Annotated in this window: 18 protein-coding genes and 1 pseudogene; 13 read left to right on the top strand and 6 right to left on the bottom strand. The window is 63.7% G+C overall.

What is annotated here, in order from left to right; all coding sequences use genetic code 11:
* The 3 genes and pseudogenes from ASE22_RS27750 to eda form a co-directional block, all read left to right on the top strand.
* Positions 1-454: pseudogene (locus ASE22_RS27750) on the top strand (glucokinase); the annotation flags it as partial.
* A 1-nt stretch (position 455) separates the two neighbouring features.
* A partial coding sequence (locus ASE22_RS27745) for a glucokinase (protein ID WP_235538184.1) occupies positions 456-898 on the top strand: 443 nt, incomplete at its 5' end.
* Positions 895-1509 carry a bifunctional 4-hydroxy-2-oxoglutarate aldolase/2-dehydro-3-deoxy-phosphogluconate aldolase gene (gene eda, locus ASE22_RS20815; protein WP_056364051.1) on the top strand — a complete coding sequence of 205 codons (615 nt, stop codon included), beginning with the start codon at positions 895-897 and terminating at the stop codon, positions 1507-1509. The genes ASE22_RS27745 and eda, both read left to right, overlap by 4 nt.
* A 110-nt stretch (positions 1510-1619) precedes the next feature.
* Here the strand turns inward: eda and ASE22_RS20810 are convergent, their stop codons facing one another.
* The 3 genes from ASE22_RS20810 to ASE22_RS20800 all read right to left on the bottom strand — a co-directional run bounded on the left by ASE22_RS20810 (position 1620) and on the right by ASE22_RS20800 (position 4882).
* Positions 1620-2573, bottom strand: a complete 954-nt coding sequence (locus ASE22_RS20810; protein WP_056364049.1) for a sugar phosphate isomerase/epimerase family protein — start codon at positions 2571-2573, stop codon at positions 1620-1622.
* 117 nt (positions 2574-2690) lie between these two features.
* On the bottom strand, positions 2691-3749 hold the full coding sequence (locus ASE22_RS20805) for a sugar phosphate isomerase/epimerase family protein (RefSeq protein WP_056364046.1): 1059 nt from the start codon (positions 3747-3749) through the stop codon (positions 2691-2693).
* A gap of 17 nt (positions 3750-3766) precedes the next feature.
* On the bottom strand, positions 3767-4882 hold the full coding sequence (locus ASE22_RS20800; RefSeq protein ID WP_268801327.1) for a Gfo/Idh/MocA family protein: 1116 nt from the start codon (positions 4880-4882) through the stop codon (positions 3767-3769).
* A 313-nt stretch (positions 4883-5195) separates the two neighbouring features.
* Between ASE22_RS20800 and ASE22_RS20795 the strand changes: the two genes are divergently transcribed.
* Both ASE22_RS20795 and ASE22_RS20790 read left to right on the top strand, forming a co-directional pair.
* Positions 5196-5759 (top strand): gluconate 2-dehydrogenase subunit 3 family protein, encoded by a 564-nt coding sequence (locus tag ASE22_RS20795; RefSeq protein ID WP_082545378.1) that lies wholly within the window; start codon positions 5196-5198, stop codon positions 5757-5759.
* On the top strand, positions 5756-7438 hold the full coding sequence (locus ASE22_RS20790; protein ID WP_056364040.1) for an FAD-dependent oxidoreductase: 1683 nt from the start codon (positions 5756-5758) through the stop codon (positions 7436-7438). Before ASE22_RS20795 ends, ASE22_RS20790 begins: the two co-directional genes overlap by 4 nt.
* A 94-nt stretch (positions 7439-7532) precedes the next feature.
* Here the strand turns inward: ASE22_RS20790 and ASE22_RS20785 are convergent, their stop codons facing one another.
* Positions 7533-8846, bottom strand: coding sequence for an MFS transporter (locus tag ASE22_RS20785; protein WP_056364038.1), 1314 nt, complete (start codon positions 8844-8846; stop codon positions 7533-7535).
* Positions 8847-8959: 113 nt separating this feature from the next.
* Positions 8960-10018 (bottom strand): LacI family DNA-binding transcriptional regulator, encoded by a 1059-nt coding sequence (locus tag ASE22_RS20780; RefSeq protein WP_056364036.1) that lies wholly within the window; start codon positions 10016-10018, stop codon positions 8960-8962.
* 438 nt (positions 10019-10456) lie between these two features.
* Here ASE22_RS20780 and ASE22_RS20775 point away from each other — a divergent pair, with 438 nt between their 5' ends.
* Together ASE22_RS20775 and ASE22_RS20770 are read left to right on the top strand one after the other, a co-directional pair.
* Positions 10457-12610 (top strand): TonB-dependent receptor, encoded by a 2154-nt coding sequence (locus tag ASE22_RS20775; RefSeq protein ID WP_056364034.1) that lies wholly within the window; start codon positions 10457-10459, stop codon positions 12608-12610.
* A 68-nt stretch (positions 12611-12678) separates the two neighbouring features.
* A complete protein-coding gene (locus tag ASE22_RS20770; RefSeq protein ID WP_056364032.1) occupies positions 12679-13449 on the top strand; it encodes a 3-keto-disaccharide hydrolase in 771 nt (256 codons plus the stop codon).
* Between the two features lie 19 nt (positions 13450-13468).
* Here the strand turns inward: ASE22_RS20770 and ASE22_RS20765 are convergent, their stop codons facing one another.
* Positions 13469-13843, bottom strand: coding sequence for a Dabb family protein (locus ASE22_RS20765; protein WP_056364216.1), 375 nt, complete (start codon positions 13841-13843; stop codon positions 13469-13471).
* Between the two features lie 217 nt (positions 13844-14060).
* Between ASE22_RS20765 and ASE22_RS20760 the strand changes: the two genes are divergently transcribed.
* From ASE22_RS20760 to ASE22_RS20735, 6 genes are all read left to right on the top strand, one after another.
* Positions 14061-14978 carry a sugar phosphate isomerase/epimerase family protein gene (locus ASE22_RS20760; protein ID WP_056601636.1) on the top strand — a complete coding sequence of 306 codons (918 nt, stop codon included), beginning with the start codon at positions 14061-14063 and terminating at the stop codon, positions 14976-14978.
* 771 nt (positions 14979-15749) lie between these two features.
* Positions 15750-16961 (top strand): NAD(P)/FAD-dependent oxidoreductase, encoded by a 1212-nt coding sequence (locus ASE22_RS20755; RefSeq protein WP_056364029.1) that lies wholly within the window; start codon positions 15750-15752, stop codon positions 16959-16961.
* An 84-nt stretch (positions 16962-17045) separates the two neighbouring features.
* Entirely contained in the window at positions 17046-17456 is a 411-nt protein-coding gene (locus ASE22_RS20750) for a hypothetical protein (RefSeq protein WP_056364027.1), read from the top strand.
* A 440-nt stretch (positions 17457-17896) separates the two neighbouring features.
* A complete protein-coding gene (locus ASE22_RS20745) occupies positions 17897-18811 on the top strand; it encodes an MBL fold metallo-hydrolase (RefSeq protein WP_082545379.1) in 915 nt (304 codons plus the stop codon).
* Positions 18812-18937: 126 nt separating this feature from the next.
* Positions 18938-19219: a hypothetical protein gene (locus ASE22_RS20740; RefSeq protein WP_156397183.1), complete on the top strand. Its 282-nt coding sequence runs from the start codon at positions 18938-18940 to the stop codon at positions 19217-19219.
* Between the two features lie 90 nt (positions 19220-19309).
* A complete protein-coding gene (locus ASE22_RS20735) occupies positions 19310-19960 on the top strand; it encodes a response regulator transcription factor (protein ID WP_056364214.1) in 651 nt (216 codons plus the stop codon).
* Positions 19961-20072 lie beyond the last annotated feature (112 nt).

Here is a 20072-nt window from a genome sequence, read left to right as displayed (position 1 = left end):
CCCGCCCGTCGCCAGCATCGCTGTCGCAGGCCCCGTCGACGGCGACCTGATCCGCTTCACCAACAACGACTGGACGATCCGCCCGGCGAGCATCGCCGCCGAGCTCGGCATCGCGCGGGTCGCGCTCCACAACGACTTCGCGGCGATGGCGGCGGCGGTCGGGGTGCTGGGCGGCGACGAGCTCGTCCATCTCGGCGGRCCCGCAGGGCCGCTGCCGGCCGAAGGCGTCACCACCGTCGTCGGCCCCGGCACCGGGCTGGGCGTCGCCCAGCTGCTGCGCCGCCGCGGCCGCCGCATCGTCCTGCCGACCGAGGGCGGCCATATCGACTTCGCCCCCTTGGACGGCTTCGAGGAGACGCTGCTCGCCCGCCTGCGCGCGCGCCACCGCCGCGTCTCGGTCGAGCGGATCGTCGCCGGCCCCGCGCTCGCCGACATCCACGCGACGCTGGCGATGNCGCTGCTCGCCCGCCTGCGCGCGCGCCACCGCCGCGTCTCGGTCGAGCGGATCGTCGCCGGCCCCGCGCTCGCCGACATCCACGCGACGCTGGCGATGGTGGGCAGCCACGCGATCGTACCGCGCGACGACGCGGCCTTGTGGCAGGCGGCGACCGGCGGGGACGACCCGCTCGCCGCCCAGGCGCTCGACCGCTTCACCATGGCGTTCGGTGCAGTAGCGGGCGACCTCGCCCTCGCCCACGGCGCCAATGCCGTYGTYSTCACCGGCGGGTTGTCGAACCGTATCGAGGAGCGGCTCAGAAGCCCGYTGTTCCACGACCGCTTCCGCGCCAAGGGCCGCTTCGAGGCGCGCATGGCCAAATTTCCGATCCGTCTCGCYCGCCACCCGCAAGCCGGGCTGCTGGGCGCCGCCGCCGCCTATCAGGAGGATGAAAGACCATGACCGTCGASCAGGTGATGACCCTCGCCCCGGTGATCCCGGTGCTGGTGATCCATGACGTCGCCCACGCCCGCCCGATCGCCGAGGCGCTGGTCGAAGGCGGYCTCCCCGCGCTCGAGGTCACCCTGCGCACCCCCTGCGCGCTCGACGTGATCCGCGAGATGGCCAGGGTCGAGGGCGCCGTCGTCGGCGCGGGCACCGTGCTCACCCCCGACGACGTCAAGGCGAGCCTGGACGCGGGCGCGCGCTTCCTCGTCTCGCCGGGTCTCACCGACCGGCTCGCCAATGCCGCGATCGGCACCGGGCTGCCCTTCCTGCCGGGCACCGCCACCGCCGGCGACATCATGCGCGGCCTCGACATGGGGCTCACCCATTTCAAGTTCTTCCCCGCCATGGCCAATGGCGGCATCCCCGCGCTCAAGGCGCTCGCAGCACCCCTCGCCGCCGCCCGCTTCTGCCCGACCGGCGGGATTACCGAAGACAATGCCCGCGACTGGCTCGCGCTCAATGCCGTGCTCTGCGTGGGCGGAAGCTGGGTCGTCCCACCCGGCAAGCCCGATACCGCAGACATCGTCAGGCGCGCCAAGGCGGCGGCGGGGTTAGAGCGTTCCTGATGGAATGACCGTGGGACGACGGAGGCGTCAGTCCACCCGTTCTTTTCTGGCGCATCTGGCAAGACCCGGGAGCGACCCGTCGAAGGTGCGCTCCCGGAGAATGATCCAGCTTATTTGAAACCGGCCTTCAGCAGATAATTCGCGCTCTCGCGCAGCGCGGTTTCCGGATCGCTGACGGTATCCTGTTCGACGAAGTAATGCTCGACGCCGGTCTGTTCGGCCGCCGCGAGAATGGCCTTGAGGTCGATCGCACCATCGCCGAGATAGGTCATGTACGGGAACAGTTTGATCCACTGATCGGGGGTGCCGCCGTCCCCGTCGAAGTGATGGATCTGCTTCATGTCCTTGAGGTGCAGCATTCGATACCGCCCCTTGTAGCGGTTCAGATAATCGACGGGATCGCCGCCGCCCGCCACGGTCCAGTAGATATCGAGCTCGAAGAAGACATGGGCCGGATCGGTGCCGCTCAGAAGGATGTCGAGAGGGCGCTGGCCATCGGTCGGCTTTAGGCCATAACCGTGATTGTGATAGGCGAATTTGACGCCGTGTCTGCTCGCATCAGCGCCAACTTCATTGAAGAGTTCGGCGGAGCGCTTGAAATCGTCGAGTGTCTTGCGATGCTGCTCGGGAAGCGAGGGAAGGGTGACATAGGTGGCGCCAAGCTGGTGAGCGGCTTCGGCGAGAGGCCCCATATGGTTCTGGAGGGTCAGCAGATCGGTGTGCATGGATGGCACGGTCATGCCGTTGGCGCGCAATATCGACCGTGCCTCCTGAAGCGTCTTCCCGAAAAAGCCGCTGCCCGAGAAGCCGAGACTGGTCGTTATCCGTTTCCAGTTCTCGATCTGCTTCGGGTCGCTGAACGTGTACGGCCCGTAGGTTTCGATCTCCCGGTATCCGAGCTTTGCCAGAAAGGCGATCGCCTTCGCATAGTCCTGCTCGAGCAGCTTCGGGATCGAAAAGAGCTGGATACCGAACTTTCTCGCCTGACCGGCGGCGAGGGAAGGGGCGGCGCCGAACAGTGCGGCAAGGGCGCCCGCATTGGCGAGAAAGTGCCTCCGGTTCATCAGATCACGCCTCCAAATATATTCAGCGGTCTATCTGCCGCCAGTCGATAATGTAATCGGTAACATAAATGCTGGCAAATTCCGAGTTCGACCTTCGAGGTTATCGCGCCGGTCTGCTCAGATGCCGAGGATGTCGCGGTTGCGCTGGTCGTCGCGGGCCTTGCCGCCGACGAAATCGTCGAAACCGTGCTGGGTGACGGGAATGATATGCCGCCGCACGAATGCGGCGCCCTCGCGCGCGCCGACGCCCGAATCCTTGAGCGCACATTCCCACTCGACCACAGCCCAGCCGGCGAAATCATATTGCGCCAGCTTCGAGAAGATCGCTCCAAAATCGATCTGGCCATCGCCCAGCGAGCGAAACCGGCCCGGGCGATCGACCCAGCTCTGGTAGCCGCCATAGAGGCCGCTGCGGGCGTCCGGCCTGAACTCGGCATCCTTGACGTGCATCATCTTGATGCGCTCGTGGTAGAGGTCGAGGAAGCCGAGATAATCGATCTGCTGCAGATAGAGGTGGCTCGGATCATAGAGGATCGACGCGCGAGGATGGTTACCGACGGCCTCGAGGAACCGCTCGAAGCTGACGCCGTCGTGCAGATCCTCGCCGGGGTGGATCTCATAGCAAAGGTCGACGCCGACATCCGCATAGGCATCGAGGATCGGACCCCAGCGCCGCGCGAGTTCGGCGAACCCCTCCTCGACGAGGCCCGCCGGCCGCTGAGGCCAGGGATAGACGGTGTGCCAGAGGAGCGCGCCCGAGAAGGTGGCGGACGCATCGAGCCCCAGGCGGCGGCTCGCCTTGGCGGCGAACAGCAGCTGCTGCCTCGCCCAATCCAGTCGTTCTCTGTCCGAGGCGCCGCGCAGTGCTTCGGGCAGGAAGCCGTCGAATAGGGTTCGATAGGCCGGGTGAACGGCGATCATCTGTCCCTGAATATGCGTCGAAAGCTCGGTGATGACGAGGCCATGCTCGGCGAGCGTGCCTTTCAGTTCGTCGCAATAGGTGTCGCTTTCGGCGGCGAGCGCCAGGTCCATGCAGCGGGCGTCGTTCGACGGCAGCTGAACGCCCACATACCCACATTCGGCCACCCATGGGGCGATAGAGGCCAAGCTGTCGAACGGTGCCTCGTCACCCATGAACTGGGCGAGGAAGAGGGCGGGGCCTTTGAGGGTGCGCATGAGGGGCTCCGGCGCGATCAGTTCTTCACCGTGACCCACGTGCGGGTCCGGCTGCTTTCCAGGGCGGCATCTACGAAAGCGAGGCTGCGCAGTCCCGCATCGATGGTCGGCAGCGCCAAGGCATGGCCTTCGGAGCCGCGGAGATGGAGGGCGAAAGCCCGATAGAGATTGGCGAGAGCCTCGATATAGCCTTCCGGATGCCCGCCGGGCAGTCGCAGGGCTTCCCGTGCGGCGGGATCGGAGAGCATGGCCGGGCTTGCCGAGAGAGTGGTGGAGCGACCGGCGCCGTCGGTCAGGGTCAGCTGGGACGGCTGTTCCTGAGCCCAGCGAAGCGAGCCTTTCGATCCGAACAGTGCGACCTCCAGACGGTTCTGGTCGCCAGCGCAGATCTGACTGGCGATCAGGGTTCCGCTCGCTCCACCTGCAAGACGGAAGAGTGCGCTGCCGTCATCGTCGAGTCTGCGGCTGTCGAAGCTGCTTTTCAGATCGGCCATCACCTCGGAAATCGTCTCTCCCGACAGAAACTCTACCATGCTCTGCGCATGCACGCCGATGTCCCCGAGACAGCCGCTCGCTCCGGATCGGGCCGGATCGGTGCGCCATGCCGCCTGGGCATTGCCATCGCGCTCGACGCGCTCCGAGAGCCATCCCTGGGTGTAGCTGACGGTGACGCGGCGCAGGTCTCCAAGGACCCCGGCGGCGATCAGCGCGCGTGCCTCCTGAACCATCGGATAGCCCTGATAGGTATAGGCGACCGCGATCCGGTCGCGGTGCGCCGCCGCCAAATCCGCCAAGGCGCGCGCTTCACCGATATCGCGCGCCAGCGGCTTCTCGCAAAACAGCGCGAAGCCGCGCTGCAACGCTGCCACCGACAGTTCGGCATGGACGTCGTTCGGAGCCACGATGCTGACCAGTTCCGCGCGCTGTCCGGGGGGCAGCGCCGCTTCGCGGTCGAGCAGGGCGATCGCATCGGTGCTCGATCGTTCGGCCGAGACGCCGGCGTCCACCGCTGCGGCGCGGTTGCGGGCTTCATCGGTGCTGAAGGCGCCGGCGACCAGCTGTATGAGGCCATCCATGGCTGCCGCGCGTCGGTGAACCGGACCCATGAAGGATCCCGGGCCGCCACCAATCATCGCCATCCGTACCGGGTGCATCGTCTCCCCTTTCCGGTTTCGGTTTAAGCAGCAATGTAAACAATTACAATAGTCGTCGATGACAGCCTGCCGTCGGACATGGCGGAGTCGATACAGCGCAGCAAATCGAGCATATAGATCGACCGATCTTGACAGAATCGGAGGTGCGGTTGCAGTGTGAAAACGGTTTCATTTCGGTCGGCGAAAGCTTCGATATCGCTCGGGAGCAGGGCGGAGGCATCGACGGAATCGAGACGCCGATCCAGAGGGGCTGAACGTGGCTAGAGATTCAGATCCGAGTGCGAATATAGGCATGCTGGCGTCCGCAATGGACCGCCGCACCGCCCTGCGGGCGGGAGGCGTGCTTGCCGCCCTGCTCATGTCCGGTGCGCTCGCGGGACCCGCAGCCGGCGATGCCGGTCTGGCGCCGCTGTTCCGGACGGTCGGCGACATCATCATCCCGCCCACGGATACACCCGGCGGCGGAGCGGCGGACGCTTTCATATTCGTCTCGCGCGCCGTGGAGAGAAGAATTCTCGGGGCGCCGGCCGATCTGCTGCAGACCATCAAGCGTGAACTGAATCGCCGCGCCGGCGGTGATTTTCTGTCGCGGTCCGCGAGCCAGAAACTGGGGATCGTCACGGGGCTCGATGCAGAGAGCTTCGGCGCCAATGTTCCGATCGACGGCGTCTGGCTGACCTATAAGGCACTGGTTCTGGTCGGCTATTACACCTCCGAGGCGGGCGGCTCGAAGGAGCTCGATTATGAGCCCGTGCCGGGGCGCTACGATCCCGACATACCGATCGGGCCCGGTCAAAAGGCGCTCTCCAATGACTGGCAGGGCCTTTCGATCCGCAAGGGAGCGATGAAGACATGAGCGAACAATTCGACGCCATCGTGGTTGGGTCGGGCATCACCGGTGGCTGGGCCGCGAAGGAACTGACCGAACGCGGCTTGTCGGTCCTCCTGATCGAGCGCGGCCCGATGCTCGAGCATCAGACGGACTACAAGACGGAGATGCTCGCGCCCTGGGAGCTCCAATATCGCGGCCATGGCGATCCCAAGCTGTTCGACGAAGACTATGCGATCCAGAGCAAGGGAATGTCGTTCAACGAATGGACCTATACCCATTTCGCCAACGACCGCGAGAATCCGTACCAGACCACGGAAAAGGACCCGTTTCAGTGGCGGCGCGGCTATCAACTGGGTGGCAAGTCGCTGCTCTGGGGGCGGCAATGCTATCGTTGGAGCGACGTCGATTTCGGCGCGAATGCCGCCGACGGCCATGGTTGCGACTGGCCGATCCGCTACAGCGACGTCAGCCCCTGGTACGATCATGTCGAGCAGTTCATCGGCGTCTCGGGATCGAAGGAAGGGCTTCCGCAGCTTCCTGACGGGCATTTTCAGCCACCCATGGCGATGAACGCGGTGGAACTGGCGCTCAAGGCCAAGATGAACGAAGCCTATTCCGACCGGAAGCTGGTCATCGGCCGCAGTTCGAACATGACCGAAGCCAAAGGGGATCGTTCGCCCTGCCAATATCGCAACATATGCGCGCGCGGCTGTTCGTTCGGCGCCTATTTCAGCACACAGAGCTCGACGCTTCCGGCCGCGCGGGCCACGGAACGCCTGACCCTGATCACCGACAGTCTGGTCGACTCGCTCGATTATGATGTCGCGACTAAGCGGATCACAGGCGTCAGGGTGCTCGATACAAAGACCAAATCACGCAAGACCTACACCGCCAAGGCGGTCTTCCTATGCGCGGGAACGATCAACAGCGTCAGCGTCCTGCTGCGCTCTGCGAGCGATGCGCAGCCCAATGGCCTGGCCAACAGCAGTGGCACGCTGGGTCATTATCTGATGGATCACGCGCTGACGATGTCGGTCGTCGCGGAGGTTCCCGGTTTTCTCGACCATGGCTATTTCGGCAATCGCCCGAACGGCATCGTCATTCCGCGCTTCTACAATCTCGACAATCGCGAATCCGAACTGTTGCGTGGCTACTCCTATCAGGGCGGCGCCTATCGCCGCGGCTGGGCACGCGGCGCCGCCATGGAGGGCGTCGGCAAGGCGTTCAAGGAAAAGCTCCATGGCCCGGGTGAATGGAACATGCTGCTTGGCGCCTTTGCGGAATGCCTGCCGCGCGCGGACAACCGGATCACGCTCGATCGCGCCAAGGTCGACGCCTTCGGTATTGCCCAGACGCGTATCGATTTTTCCTATGGAGCGAATGAGCGCCGCCTGCTGGAAAAGGCGGGGCGCGAGGCGAAGGAGATGGTAGCCCTCCTCGGCGCCCAGGTGCTCAGCTATTCGGAAGAGCCCGGCCTGGGCGGTACGGCCGTCCACGAGATGGGCGGTGCGCGTATGGGCAAGGACCCGACAACGTCGGTCCTCAATGCACATAACCAGGCGCACGACGTCGCCAATCTGTTCGTGACGGACGGTGCGGCGATGGCGTCGTCGGCATGCCAGAACCCATCGCTGACCTATATGGCGTTGACGGCGCGCGCGGCCGCTTATGCCGCGGAGCGCATCAAGCAGAACGCATTGTAACAGAGTCCCCTCGATCGAGCGAACCTTGATCGCGATGGCGGGGGCGGGGCCGGTCGACCGGGGTGACTTGCCGGCCCCGCTCCAGATCGATCGCCTATCGGCGGCGACGCCAGTCGTTCACGGCGATGAAGCCGAAGACCAGAACGAGCGCGAGCGGGATGAGCATGACCGCCTGGAAGGAGGCGGTCGCGGCAGCGCGCAGCGGCGCTTGCAGCGCTTCGCCGCTGAGCTGCGCCAGCTGTTCCGCGCCGCCGGCCGCGGCAAGCTTGGCCTCGTCATAGATGCGACCCAGCTGCGGAAGGACGATATAGGTCGCGACGGCGCCGGCCGATCCCATAAGGCCATAGACCAGCGTTCCGCCGCGGGGATAGCGTTCCGCCACCGTGGCGAGCATCGTTGGCCAGAAGAAGCAGACGCCGATACCCCAGGCCGTCGCGGCGGCAAAGGCGGTGAAGGGACTGTCGGCGAGGCTGAGGCCATAGAGGCCCAAGGCCGCGAAGATCGAGCAGGTGAAGAGAAGCCCCACGTTCGAAAGCCGCTTCACCAGCGGGCCGGCGAAATGCCGCATAACGAACATGAGCACGCTCACATAGATCAGCAGCAGGATGCCGCGCATGCCGACGATCGAGCTGAGCGCGAAATCGACCCACTGGCCCGGCGCGAACTCGGTCGCGGCCGTCATCGTCATCACGCCAAACCATAGGAAAATAGAGGGTTGGCGGATCACAGCGGCCAGCATTTCGCGCATCGACGTGCCCTGCGTCACATCGGTAGCAGCGGGGAAGCGCTCACGCAGCGCGAGCAGCAAGACAGTGAAGGCGATCGCAGCCAACGGCGCGGCCGACCAGCGCCAGTCGATTCCGACCGCGTCTATACCCAGGCCGAGCAGCGATCCGGCGACGATCCCCGCCGGATACCAGGCATGCAGCATATTGAGCCAATGGGTCTTCTCGTCAGGATAGAGGCTGCTGGTCAGCGGATTGATGACCGCCTCGACCAGGCCCCAACCAATGCCCTGCAACAGCGTCGCGAAGGTCAGAAGCCATAGGATGGACGGACCCTGCGCGATCAGGCCCGCACCGGCCACGAGCGCCATGCCGATGATCAGAAGCGACGCGGCGCCGATGAGCGCGCGGCGCATCGTTATGATGTGGAGCAGGGGGCTGACGACAAGCAAGGTCACCGAGAAGCCGGCAAAGGCGGTGCCGAGGACACTGCCGAGATTCTCGCTGGCGTGCAGCGGATCGAGCGGATCCAGGAAATCCGCACGGATATGCGAGGCTATCGCTGCGCGGAGCGCTACGGTCCCGGCGGCGGCGAACAGGGACAGGATCATGATCAGGAAGATGCGGTTACGCCGTATCTCTAAACCATCACCACGCGCGTTGCTTTCGAAGCCCACGTCCATGATCCTGCTCCCTTAAAATCTTGTCACGCCATGGGTGGAACCAAGCGTCGATTGCCATCCGATGTAAATGATTACATTTCGTGCTGCAATGGGCTTTGCACGTTGGGGGGCGTCTAGCTCTTGGCGCGCCGTGTCGGGCGTGCGCGTCGCGGGGGCGCCGTCGACAACCGCCGTCCCGTCGATTCCCGCACGATCAGTTCGTGGGGCAACACGACGCGCTCGCCTGGCGCGACGCTGGCCGTGAGGACCCGGATCATCAGCCGCATCGCGGTCTCGCCGATCTCGATGGTCGGCTGGGCAATGGTCGTGAGGGGCGGCACGGCATATTGTGCGAACCGAATATCGTCGAACCCGACGACCGCAAGGTCCTCCGGCATGTCGAGCCCCAATTCCCGGGCGGCTTTCTGGGCGCCGATCGCCATTTCGTCATTGGCGCAGACGACCGCGCTGGGGGGAGGGTTCAGCGCCAAGAGCTGAAGCATGGCCTGATAGCCCGACCGAATTGAGAAATCGCCCTCGACGACGAGTTGTCGATCGAAGCGAATCTGCGATTTCCGAAGTGCTGCGCGATAGCCCTGGAGGCGATCGACGCTGAGGGTATTGGCTGACGGCCCGCTGATCGTGCCGATGCGTTCATGCCCCTGACCCAGCAGATGCTCGGTCGCGAGGCGCGATGCGGCGACGTTGTCGATTTCCACGCTGGGGCTCAACAGACCATCGAAACGTTCGCAAGCGAGGACCAGCGGGACGGGAGATTCCTTTCCAGCATTGATGCTTTCGCGCACCACGGTCGGCAGCAGCGAGCCGAGAAGAACAAGGCCGTCGGCGCCGCGGCTCGCAATCATCGCTGTGTAACGATCCAGCCGATCCTGATTGTCCTGCGTCTCGCCCAGCAGAATCTTGTAGCCATTGTCATGGGCGATGTTCTCGATTCCCTGCACGATCCCCGAGTAGAAAGGATTGTGAATGTTGGGAACGACGACGATGATGTTGTCGCTGCGCTGTCGGCGCAGGCTGCTCGCGACCGCATTGGGGCTGTAATCGAGCGCCGCGATGGTGCGCTTGACCTTTTCGATCGTCGCCGGACGCACGACTTCCGGCTTGGTAAGTGCGCGAGACACGGTAGCGACAGATACACCGGCCAGCTTAGCGATATCTCGGATATTCGTCACTTTTTTGCACACTTTACAGGTTAGAATGCCGAACGCGTAACAGGCTTTCCGCTATAAATCGATGGCGGAACTCGGCGAAGCGATTGCTGTGATCGCACTTCAGCGGACCAGCTTCATGCTCGATGACGGGCGCCCGATAAATTGCGCTTCCATTCTGTCCCAAAATGTAAGATGTAAACGATACCATTTAGGCGTGACCCCAATGGGTGCAAGCCGAAAGTGGTGAAAAACCGCGCTTTTGGCACGAATTATGTAATCGATAACATTCTGGCGAGAGGAGTCGGAGGCATGATTGGGAGGTATGGCTTGTCCGGACATCGGAAGCATGCCGCAGCCAAGAGGCGCGGCTCGATCGGTTCCAGCGAAAATCCAAGGGGTCGCCAAGATCTCGGCGGTCATCATATTTCTACCAACATCAAGTCCGGAAAGGGGGACGATATGGCCAGACTCGTAACTTTCGAAAAGCGGCGCCTGTTGATGGGGGCGGCAATGGCTGCCGCGATCCTGGCTCCGAGCGTCGCCATGGCTCAGGACGCCGATACCGGCGACAGCGTGGGGATCGCGGAAATCGTCGTGACCGCCGAAAAGCGTGAGACGACGGCGCAGAAGACACCCATCGCCATGTCGGTGCTCGATGCGAGCGCGCTCGAGCGGAATGGCGTTTCCAACCTGCTCGACCTCACCTCTCTGGCGCCGAGCCTCAACTTCGCCCAGAACTCGGTCAACACCATCATCACGATCCGTGGCGTTTCGAGCCGCGACACCACCGAAATCGGTGATCCGGCGGTTTCGATCAGCCAGGACGGCTTCTATTATCAGCGGCCATTCGGTTTCAACGACACGATCTACGATCTCGAACGCGTCGAAGTGCTGCGCGGCCCGCAGGGGACGCTTTATGGCCGCAACGCGACCGGCGGTGCGATCAACGTCATCACCGCGAAGCCGACCAAGGAGTTCAGCGGCAAGGCATCGATCGGCTACGGAAATTATAATGCGATCACCGCCGAAGGCGCCGTGAACGTCCCGCTGTCCGACACGATCCAAGCGCGCGCATCGTTCATGATGAACAAGCGCGACGGTTATCGGAAGAACAACTATAATGGCCGCGACGGCGACGACGCCGATTCCGTTTCCGGTCGCCTCCAGGTCAAGTTCACGCCGACCGAGCGGCTTTCGCTGCTGCTGTCGGGCCAGGTGACGAGCATCGGTGGCGTTGGTCCGACCTTCTACGGCGTGCCGTTCAACGGACCCGTCAACAACAACGTGCGCCCGCCGCTCGATCGGAACGGTTCGGTCTTGGGACTTCCGCGGCAGAGTCTCGACGGCACCAACAAGTCGATCCAGCTGACCGCGGACTATGATTTCGACTTTGCGACCCTGACCTATCTGGGCGGTTACCGGAACCAGAAGTATCGCCAGGTGCGCGATCTCGACGGCATCGCCAAGTCGGACGCCTATTTCCTTCCCAGCGAAGATGCGCGCGACTGGCAGCACGAGGTTCGGCTGACATCGAACGCCGATGGTCCGTTCAAGTGGCAGGCCGGCGCATTCTACTTCCGCGAGAAGAACAGCACCGAGACCTTCTTCTCGACGTTCACCAGCCCGATCGCCCCCGGTCAGGCGCTTGCCCGCTTCGCCTTCATCTATCCGAGCGTCATCGCACGTTCGAAGGCGGCTTTCGGCCAGGCATCGTACGAGATCATTCCCGGTCTTCAGCTTGAAGCCGGCGTCCGCTATTCGAAGGATTACAAGGCGCGGCGCGGTTATGCGAACACGACCAACACCGCCTATACCGGTATCGGCAATGTTCCGACCGACGTGAGCACGAGCAGCAGCAAGTGGACCACCCACTTTGCCGCCAACTATCAGATCAATCCGCGGATCCTGGTCTACATCAAGCGCGATACCGGCTATAAGGCGGGTGGTTTCAGCGACGTGCAGAACATCGGCAACGTTCCCTATGGCCCCGAGAACATCACGTCCTACGAGATCGGAACGAAGACCCGTCTGCTCGACAATCGCCTGCAGCTGAACATTTCTGCTTATAATTACGATTACAAGGATCAGCAGATCAGCCAGTTCAACAACGGCTTCACGGCGATCTTCAACGCCGGCAAGTCGAAGATCCGCGGCGTTGAGGTCGAAACCGTCTTTCAGCCGATCTCTGGCCTGAGGTTCGACAGTTCGGTCGCCTACATGGACGCCGAGTTCAAGGACTTCCTCGTCGGCACAGTCCAATATGCCGGAAACACGCCCCCGAGCTCGCCGAAGTGGCAGCTTGGTGCCGGACTCGAATATGACATCATGGTCGGCGACGGCAAGGTGACGCCGCGGATCCAGACGCACTACGAGACCGAATCCTATCTCGCCTTCACCAACTTCGGTCGAGAGCGCCAGGGCGATTTCTCGCGTACGGACATGATGCTGACCTACACCGCTCCCGACAATCAGTGGAGCCTGCAGGGCTGGATCCGCAATATCGAGAACCGCAAGGTCATCACAGCCGCTGCGGCCAGCGGCCTGTTCGGAGCCTATACCTACCAGCTCACGCCGCCGCGGACCTACGGCGCCCGTCTGAGCTACAACTTCTGATGAAAAGTCGATCGCTGCGGGCTCCGGGCCGTCGGGGTCGACACAAGCGAGGCGCGATCGGGGCGGTAATGGCCCTGGTCGCGCTGACCGCGCTCGGCAATGGCCCGGCGCAGGCTGCCGAATGGCATCCCCTTTTCGACGGCCGCAGCCTCGATGGCTGGATCCCCAAGATCAATCATCATCCGCTGGGCGAAAACGCCTACCGCACTTTCGAGGCGGCCAACGGCATATTGCACGTGCGCTATGATCGGTATCCGTCATTTTTCGATCAGTTTGCGCACCTTATCTATCATCGACCTTTCTCGAGCTATCGGCTGCGCTTCGATTATCGATTCGTCGGTACCGACACGCCCGGCGGCCCTCCCTGGAGCAAGCGCAACAGCGGCGTGATGATCTATGGGCAGGTGCCCGCCACGATCGGGCTCGACCAGCCCTTTCCGATCTCGATCGAGATTCAGTTGCTCAACGGCGAGGGGGCCGATCAGAAGACGACCGGCAACATCTGTACGCCCGGCACGAACGTGGCGGTCGACGGCAAAAGGGTGCCGACGCACTGCGTCCTGTCGTCATCCCGGCCCTATGAGGGTGAAGCCTGGGTGCATGTCGAGATCGAGGTCAACGCCGGAAGCACCACGACCGTCGATGTCGACGGGGTGCAGGTCGCCAAGTTCGACAAGCCAGAACTAGACCCGACCGACCTTACCGCCATGCCGGTGTATCTGGCCGGCGGCGCGCGCACCGTCAGCCTGACGTCGGGCTATATCTCGTTGCAGGGGGAGGGCCATCCGATCGACTTCCGCCGGATCGAGATCCTGGACCTTTCGGAAAAGCAGCGCTGATCGCGCGGTCGAAGCCGGTTCAGTCGATCGCTTCCGCATCATAGACGACGACGCGCTCCCACAACGGCGACAGATGCTCGACGAACGCGAGGTGGATCGGATCGACCTGATAGGAATCCTGATCCGCCTTGCTGGCGAAGACCAGCATCCAAGAGACGGAATAGGATTTGTCGATCACCGGCCGGTCGGTCGCGGCCGGAACGCCGATATGGTGAGCCTTGATCGTCTTCACCGAGGACAGCGTCTTCAGTCCGTCGATGAGCCTGGCGCGATCCCCGGCGCTGTTGGGCTGCTTGAGCCAGAAATAGACGTGGTGGACGAAGGTGCCCGAAAGGTCTTGCGCCGATGCGGGGCTGCCCGCGACGCTGCCCATGGCGACCGCCGCTGCCGTCATTATGGCCAGCGACCAACGAACCCTCTTCTTCGGCATCATCGCCTCCTGCATATGTAACCGATTACGGTGGTGCCTTCCCGGGACATCGGATGTCAACTGCTCCCCGTCGGGATTTGGTCGGCGGAAATCGTGTCGATCGATAGGACTGCCATTGACAAAGCCGCGTCCAAATTGAACGATGATAACGATTACATCTTTATTCTCAGGAGTCAGTGCGATGGATCGACGGCAGTTTCTGGAACGGTCTGCGCTCGCCATGCTGGCGGGGGCGCTGCCGGCGACCGGATGGGCGGCACATCGGGGAGCGGCGCGGCGTTGGGGGTTGCAGCTCTTCACCGTCATTGCGCCGCTGGAGCAGGATTTCGAAGGGACGCTGCGCCAAATCGCGCGCATCGGTTACAAGGAGGTCGAGACGATCGGCAGCTTCGGGCGGGATCCTGCGCTCGTGCGTGGTCTGCTCGACAAATATGGCCTGGTGTCGCCGTCGCAGCATATCGCCTCGACCGAGTTGTACGCGTCCTTCTCGGCCTGGTCGAAGCGCCAGATCAGCACCGAGCAGAACCGTGCCAATTATGTCGCTCTGCTACAGCCCGACAAGGCCGCGGCCCTGGTCGACGAAGCGATCCGCTCGGCCAAGATCCTGGGCCAGTCCTATGTGGTGTGGCCGATCCTGATGACACCGCACCTGGCGACGCGCGACATCCTCGACGCCTTCATCCGCGCCTTCAACGCCGCGGGCCAGGCGTGCGCGCGGGAAGGGTTGACCTTCGCCTTCCACAACCACGACCGCGAACTGGCGCGGCTGGGCAATGACGTGATCTACGACCTCATCCTGAAGGGTACCGATCCCGACAGGGTGAAGATGGAGATGGACTTCTACTGGTTTCGCAAGGCCAAGGCCGACCCGATCGCCTATCTGCACAATTATCCCGGGCGGTTCCGGCTCGTCCACGTCAAGGATATGGCGCCCGATGGGGATTTCACCGTCGTCGGCGGTGGCATCATCGATCTCAAGGCGCTGATCCGAAAAGCGCGCAAGGCGGGGGTCGATCATTTCTACGTCGAATATGATCGTTCGGCGGACCCGATGAAGGAAATCCGGACGTCGTTCGACTATCTCCGCAAGATCGGCTGATCGGCTGATCGGCTGGATGACGGGCGGCCGCGCGGGCCAGAAACGTCGGAGTCGGGCCGCGACCAGGTGGTCCGACATCCCGCCCAGGCCCGGACCAGGGTGGGTCGACGTATCTGCAATCGCCGCGTTCCGCTGATGTCAGCCGCTTCCGACGATGTCTCCGGCACGCTCGATCTCGTCCGCTACATCCTGACCCAGGCGTCGCTGCCGCATGACGGGCCTGGGGACCTCAGTGCTCGATCTGCTGGTGCGGCATCTGGTGCTGCACCATTCCGATGTTACCGCCAATCACGGGCCACTTCCCGACAGCGTTCGGCGCGCCGAAGCCTATATGCGCGACAATCTCGCTGAATCCGTGACCCTGACCGATCTGCCAGCATCGGTGCGCAGCTCTCCCAGGACTCGGACGGCCGCGCGAACGGCAGCTTACGGGACAGCCGGAAGTGACCTCGAACGACCGACATTGAGGCGTGTTGCTGCCAGACGGTTTCACGCCGGCCGAGCGACGGGTGTTAGCAGAAGCTGTCGTTGAAAGCGCGACCCGCGGACGACGTGGTTTGGTCGGGAACTGCCCGTCCGCTTCTAGCCGAAGACACGCGGAAGCGGACGTTCGGCTAACCCCGCGAACAGGCGACGCTGAACCTTAGTATAGGATCCCTCATTCTCGACGCCTTTTCTTCCCTCCCGTACAACGGACGCTGTCGAAAGAGATTTCGGACGCGAGATATTCCTTCGGATAACTCATTCGAATTTCAGGAAAAGGACAGGATCATGCCCAGGAACATATTGATCGTCGGTTCGGGTTTCGCAGGGACGATGGCCGCGCTCGAAGCGTCGCGCATGCGTGACGAAAAGGGTGTGTCGCCGGATGAACTGGCGATCACGGTGGTGTCGCCGGAGCCGGTGATGGTCATCCGCCCGCGCCTGTACGAACGCAATCCCGAGACCATGGTCGCGCCTCTGACCGACCTGTTCGCAGCTACTGACATCCGCCATCATGTGGGCCGCGTCGAAGCGATCGACAACGGCGCGTCGACCATTACCGTCGCAGCGTCCGATGGCAGCACGAGCAGCCTGCCCTATGAGCGCCTGGTCCTCGCTGCCGGCAGCGAAGGTTTCAGCCCCCCCATCCCGGGCTTGGCCGAATTCGGCTTTGCCGCCACGCAGTTGGACGAAGCGGTCATGCTCGATCGTCACCTGCAGGGGCTGGCGGAAAAGGCGGCATCGCCCGGCCGCAACACCGTCGTCGTCGGGGGCGCAGGGTTCACCGGTCTAGAATATGCGACCGAGATGCCCGCCCGCCTGCGCGAGATCCTCGGCGAGGACAGCGCCGTTCGCGTGGTCATCGTCGATCGCTCGGACCATGTCGCAGCGGCGATGGGCGACGAGCCACGGCCCTTCATCGAAGAAAGACTGCGCGCGCTGGGCATCGAGACCCGGCTCAACGTCGGCGTCGCCGCGCTCGATGCGGATGGCGTTACGCTCAGCGACGGCGAGCGCATCGAGACCTCCACGGTGATCTGGTCTGGCGGAATGCGCGCATCGCCGCTCACCGCCCAACTTCCGGCAGATCGCGACAATCTCGGTCGCACGATCGTCGAACCCGACCTTCGCGTACCGGGAGCGCCGAAAATCTTCGCGACCGGCGACACTGCGAAGGCACAGACCGACAGTCAGGGCAACGTCGCCGCAATGTCGTGCCAGCATGCCCGCCGCCTCGGCGCGTTCGCCGGGCATAATGCCGCCGCCGATCTGCTCGGCGAACCGACGCTGCCTTATGATCAACCGGCCTATGTCGTCTGCCTCGATCTGGGTCCGGATCACGCCATCTTCGCTCGTGGCTGGGACTCGAAGGTCGAAGTCACCGGCGCCCAGGCCAAGGGGATCAAGAAGGAGATCAACGAGGTCTGGATCTATCCCCCCGCCGCCGATCGGGCAGCGGCCTATGAGAATGTCCTGGCCGCCCGCACGATCGACTTTTGAGGGCCGCCGCCAACCAAGACACCGACGGCAACGGGCTTTCGGGCATCGATTTCCCGTTGCCGTTCCCCCCAAAGGAGCTGCGCCATGCTTCTCGAAACGCATAATTGGTCTGGCACCGAATGCTTGGAGATCTCCACGCCGCCTTCCACTGCCGATGCTCCTGTCGGGCATCCGGCCAGCGCGCAGAAGTCGCTGCCGCCGGGGCTTACCGGGCGCGAGCAATGCGTCGTGGCGATCTCCCTCTTCGATCATCGCTCCAGCATCTACCCGCCCGTGGGCATGGCGCGCCTGTTCGGTCGGCTGTTCGGATCTCGCCCGGTGAACCAACTGGCAGATCCGAAGCTGGAGGCACTGCGCCGCTACTGCATCCTGCTGCGTACCAACGACGAAGCGCTGCCGCCGATGGAAATCGACCGGATCCGCACCGCCGGCTACTCCGATGCAGCGCTGGCCGAAGTGCGCCGGCTGCTGGCGGGCGCTCGTCCCCGCCGCTGAAACAAACCGCACCAGGCGGCGCATAGCGCCGGGGCGCTGCCAGACCTGTCTCCACCGACAGCGACCTCAATCGCAGCCTACACAGGCCGCGTGCTATTGCGCTCGAAGCGATAAAACGCTCGCGCCCCGTTGGCATGGCGATACCCGCCGGTGCTTCCGATGCCTAGCCCACATGTCAGCGCCCTCAAGGCGGCATCCCAGCCGCGACGGCATCCGCTCGTCCGATTTCCGTTCGCATCGCTGGCTGTAGGATCGAAGCTGTGCGCCTAGCGCAAACCCGCCCGCGGCCACTGCTCGAGGTATCAGCCGCCCCGCCATTCGGATGCCGGGACCTATACCATCGTATGGCCCGCTCCAGCCCTCGACCCAAATCGACCGCCGATCCGCACCGACCTAGTTTTCTCCCTGTCGCGATGAGGCGGCGGATGAGGAGGAAGAACATGAAGCTGGATATTATCGCACGCCCCGCCGATCCGGGCACCGAAGACATGGTCCCGTCGCGGTACGCGCTGCGGGTCGGCGAGCTCGATGTGCTCGTGGTCAGCGACGGGGTCCTGCCCCTGCCCACCGAAACCATGGCTACCAATGCAGATCCACTGATCCGGGCGGCATGGCTCGAGTCCATGTTCCTGCCGCCAGACGCGTTCGATTGGCCGCTGAACGTGCTCGTCGTGCGGAGCGGGGATCACGTCATCCTGGTCGATTGCGGTTTGGGCGGGCAGTTTCCCGGTTTCCCGCGCGCCGGCCTCTTTCCGCAGCGGCTCGCCGCGGCCGGAATAGATCTGGCGTCGGTCACCGACGTCGTCCTGACCCATATGCATATGGACCATATCGGCGGCCTGCTCGTCCAGGATGTGAAAGATCGGCTGCGTCCCGACCTGCGGATCCACGTCGCGGCGGCCGAAGTCGATTTCTGGGCGACGCCCGATTTCTCGAACACCGAAATGCCGAACCCGGTGCCGGACGTGCTCCGCTCGACCGCCGCGCAGTTCATGGACGCCTATCGTGGCCAGCTGCGGACGTTCGAGCGGGATGTCGAGGTCGCCCCGGGCGTCACCGCGCATCTGACCGGCGGCCACACGCCCGGCCACGCCGTGGTCCGCCTGGTGTCGGGTGGCGAGCGGCTGGTCTTCGCTGGCGATGCCATCTTCCCGGTCGGGTTCGATCATCCCGATTGGCACAATGGCTTCGAGCATGACCCCACCGAGTCGGTGCGCGTGCGGATCGCCCTACTCCGAGAGGCTGCCGCGACCGGCGAACTGCTGGTCGCTACGCACCTGCCTTTCCCGTCCGTCGGCCGCGTCGCGATCAGCGGCGATGCCTTCCGCTGGGTGGCGGGCTTCTGGGATTATTGATCATCCTGCCAAGCCGGCCGGCGCGCGCCAATCCCACCCCGCCAGCGCCCGGTCGGCCCTACCCAACACCCAACAGCGTCCGCGCTTGCGCGGCCAGACGCCGATCACGATCGAAAGGAGATGGTCATGTCGAATATTCCGGCTTGCGTTGGCCTGTCAGTGCTGTCGGGTCCGCCCACACTTGCCCAGGCTCTCGAACCGAGCACCCAGGGCTTTGTCGGCGTCCTCGTGCGCGCTGCACCGATCGACACCTTGCCCGTCGCCGACGCCCGAAACGGGCTGGCCGGCACGCAAAAGTCGGTCGACGTGAAACTGGCTCCCGCCATGGCCCAGGACCGCGTCCTGAACGTTGGGCCGATCGGGACAGGGATCAATCTGCGCGCCGATGGCGGCATGGCGTTGCTGTGACGGATACGGAAAATCGTTCCGGACCCGCCCTTGCGTCCATGGTCGGGATTCATATCATCCCGCCACGGCGCAGATGACAGGGGATATATGATGACCGACGCAGCCACTGCGGAAGAGCCACCCCTCGTCCTCATCGTCGACGATGACGAGGACGTTCGCGAAGCCATACGCGAGCTGTTGCTATCGGTTGGGCTCGATGCGCTCTGCTATGCTTCGACCCGCGAATTGCTCGACTCCCCGTCGCTCGAACAGACGGCCTGTCTCGTCCTCGACGTGCGGATGCCCGGACTGAGCGGCCTCGACCTGCAACAGCGGCTGGCCGCGGGCGGTATAACCAAGCCGATCGTTTTCCTGACCGGTCATGGCGACATCCCCATGTCGGTCCAGGCGATGAAGGCGGGCGCCGTCGACTTCCTGACCAAGCCCGTCCGCGACCAGACTTTGATCGACGCCGTCATCTCGGGCATCGAGCGCGACGCCGTGCAACGGGCAAGTGCGCGCATCGTCCAGCAGCATGTCGACCGTTTTTCGAAGCTAACGCCGCGCGAGGGCCAGGTGATGCGCGAGGTGGCGCGAGGGCGCCTCAACAAGCAGATCGCCTATGATCTCGGCATCACCGAGATCACCGTCAAACTCCATCGCAGCAATGTGATGAAGAAGATGGGTGCCGCGTCGATCGGGGAACTGATCCGGGCCTGGGAGAACCTGCCCGCCAATATCCGCGAGGCCAAACCCGCCTAGAGTCTAAACCCGACCCTACACCTTGGTATGATTACCGTCGGGCGCCGAGCGCGCGACAAGCACATGTCGGCCATGGTTGCCCAGTATGAGGATTGATTCGCTTTGTCCCAGG

The organism is Sphingomonas sp. Root720 (assembly GCF_001428605.1).
Lineage (GTDB): Bacteria > Pseudomonadota > Alphaproteobacteria > Sphingomonadales > Sphingomonadaceae > Rhizorhabdus.
Note: the sequence above shows the minus strand (reverse complement) of the source record. Positions and strands in the feature narration are given on the sequence as shown.

What these genes read in the sequence shown, in the direction of transcription:
- ASE22_RS20740 (WP_156397183.1), top strand. Translation starts at nt 18,938, where the DNA reads ATGTCGAATATTCCGGCTTGCGTTGGCCTGTCAGTGCTGTCGGGTCCG.
- ASE22_RS20775 (WP_056364034.1), top strand. Translation starts at nt 10,457, where the DNA reads ATGGCCAGACTCGTAACTTTCGAAAAGCGGCGCCTGTTGATGGGGGCG.
- ASE22_RS20755 (WP_056364029.1), top strand. Translation starts at nt 15,750, where the DNA reads ATGCCCAGGAACATATTGATCGTCGGTTCGGGTTTCGCAGGGACGATG.
- ASE22_RS20765 (WP_056364216.1), bottom strand. Translation starts at nt 13,843, where the DNA reads ATGACGGCAGCGGCGGTCGCCATGGGCAGCGTCGCGGGCAGCCCCGCA.
- ASE22_RS20790 (WP_056364040.1), top strand. Translation starts at nt 5,756, where the DNA reads ATGAGCGAACAATTCGACGCCATCGTGGTTGGGTCGGGCATCACCGGT.
- ASE22_RS20770 (WP_056364032.1), top strand. Translation starts at nt 12,679, where the DNA reads ATGGCCCTGGTCGCGCTGACCGCGCTCGGCAATGGCCCGGCGCAGGCT.
- ASE22_RS20750 (WP_056364027.1), top strand. Translation starts at nt 17,046, where the DNA reads ATGCTTCTCGAAACGCATAATTGGTCTGGCACCGAATGCTTGGAGATC.
- ASE22_RS20735 (WP_056364214.1), top strand. Translation starts at nt 19,310, where the DNA reads ATGACCGACGCAGCCACTGCGGAAGAGCCACCCCTCGTCCTCATCGTC.
- ASE22_RS20795 (WP_082545378.1), top strand. Translation starts at nt 5,196, where the DNA reads ATGCTGGCGTCCGCAATGGACCGCCGCACCGCCCTGCGGGCGGGAGGC.
- ASE22_RS20785 (WP_056364038.1), bottom strand. Translation starts at nt 8,846, where the DNA reads ATGGACGTGGGCTTCGAAAGCAACGCGCGTGGTGATGGTTTAGAGATA.
- ASE22_RS20805 (WP_056364046.1), bottom strand. Translation starts at nt 3,749, where the DNA reads ATGCGCACCCTCAAAGGCCCCGCCCTCTTCCTCGCCCAGTTCATGGGT.
- ASE22_RS20760 (WP_056601636.1), top strand. Translation starts at nt 14,061, where the DNA reads ATGGATCGACGGCAGTTTCTGGAACGGTCTGCGCTCGCCATGCTGGCG.
- ASE22_RS20745 (WP_082545379.1), top strand. Translation starts at nt 17,897, where the DNA reads ATGAAGCTGGATATTATCGCACGCCCCGCCGATCCGGGCACCGAAGAC.
- ASE22_RS20810 (WP_056364049.1), bottom strand. Translation starts at nt 2,573, where the DNA reads ATGAACCGGAGGCACTTTCTCGCCAATGCGGGCGCCCTTGCCGCACTG.
- ASE22_RS20800 (WP_268801327.1), bottom strand. Translation starts at nt 4,882, where the DNA reads ATGATTGGTGGCGGCCCGGGATCCTTCATGGGTCCGGTTCACCGACGC.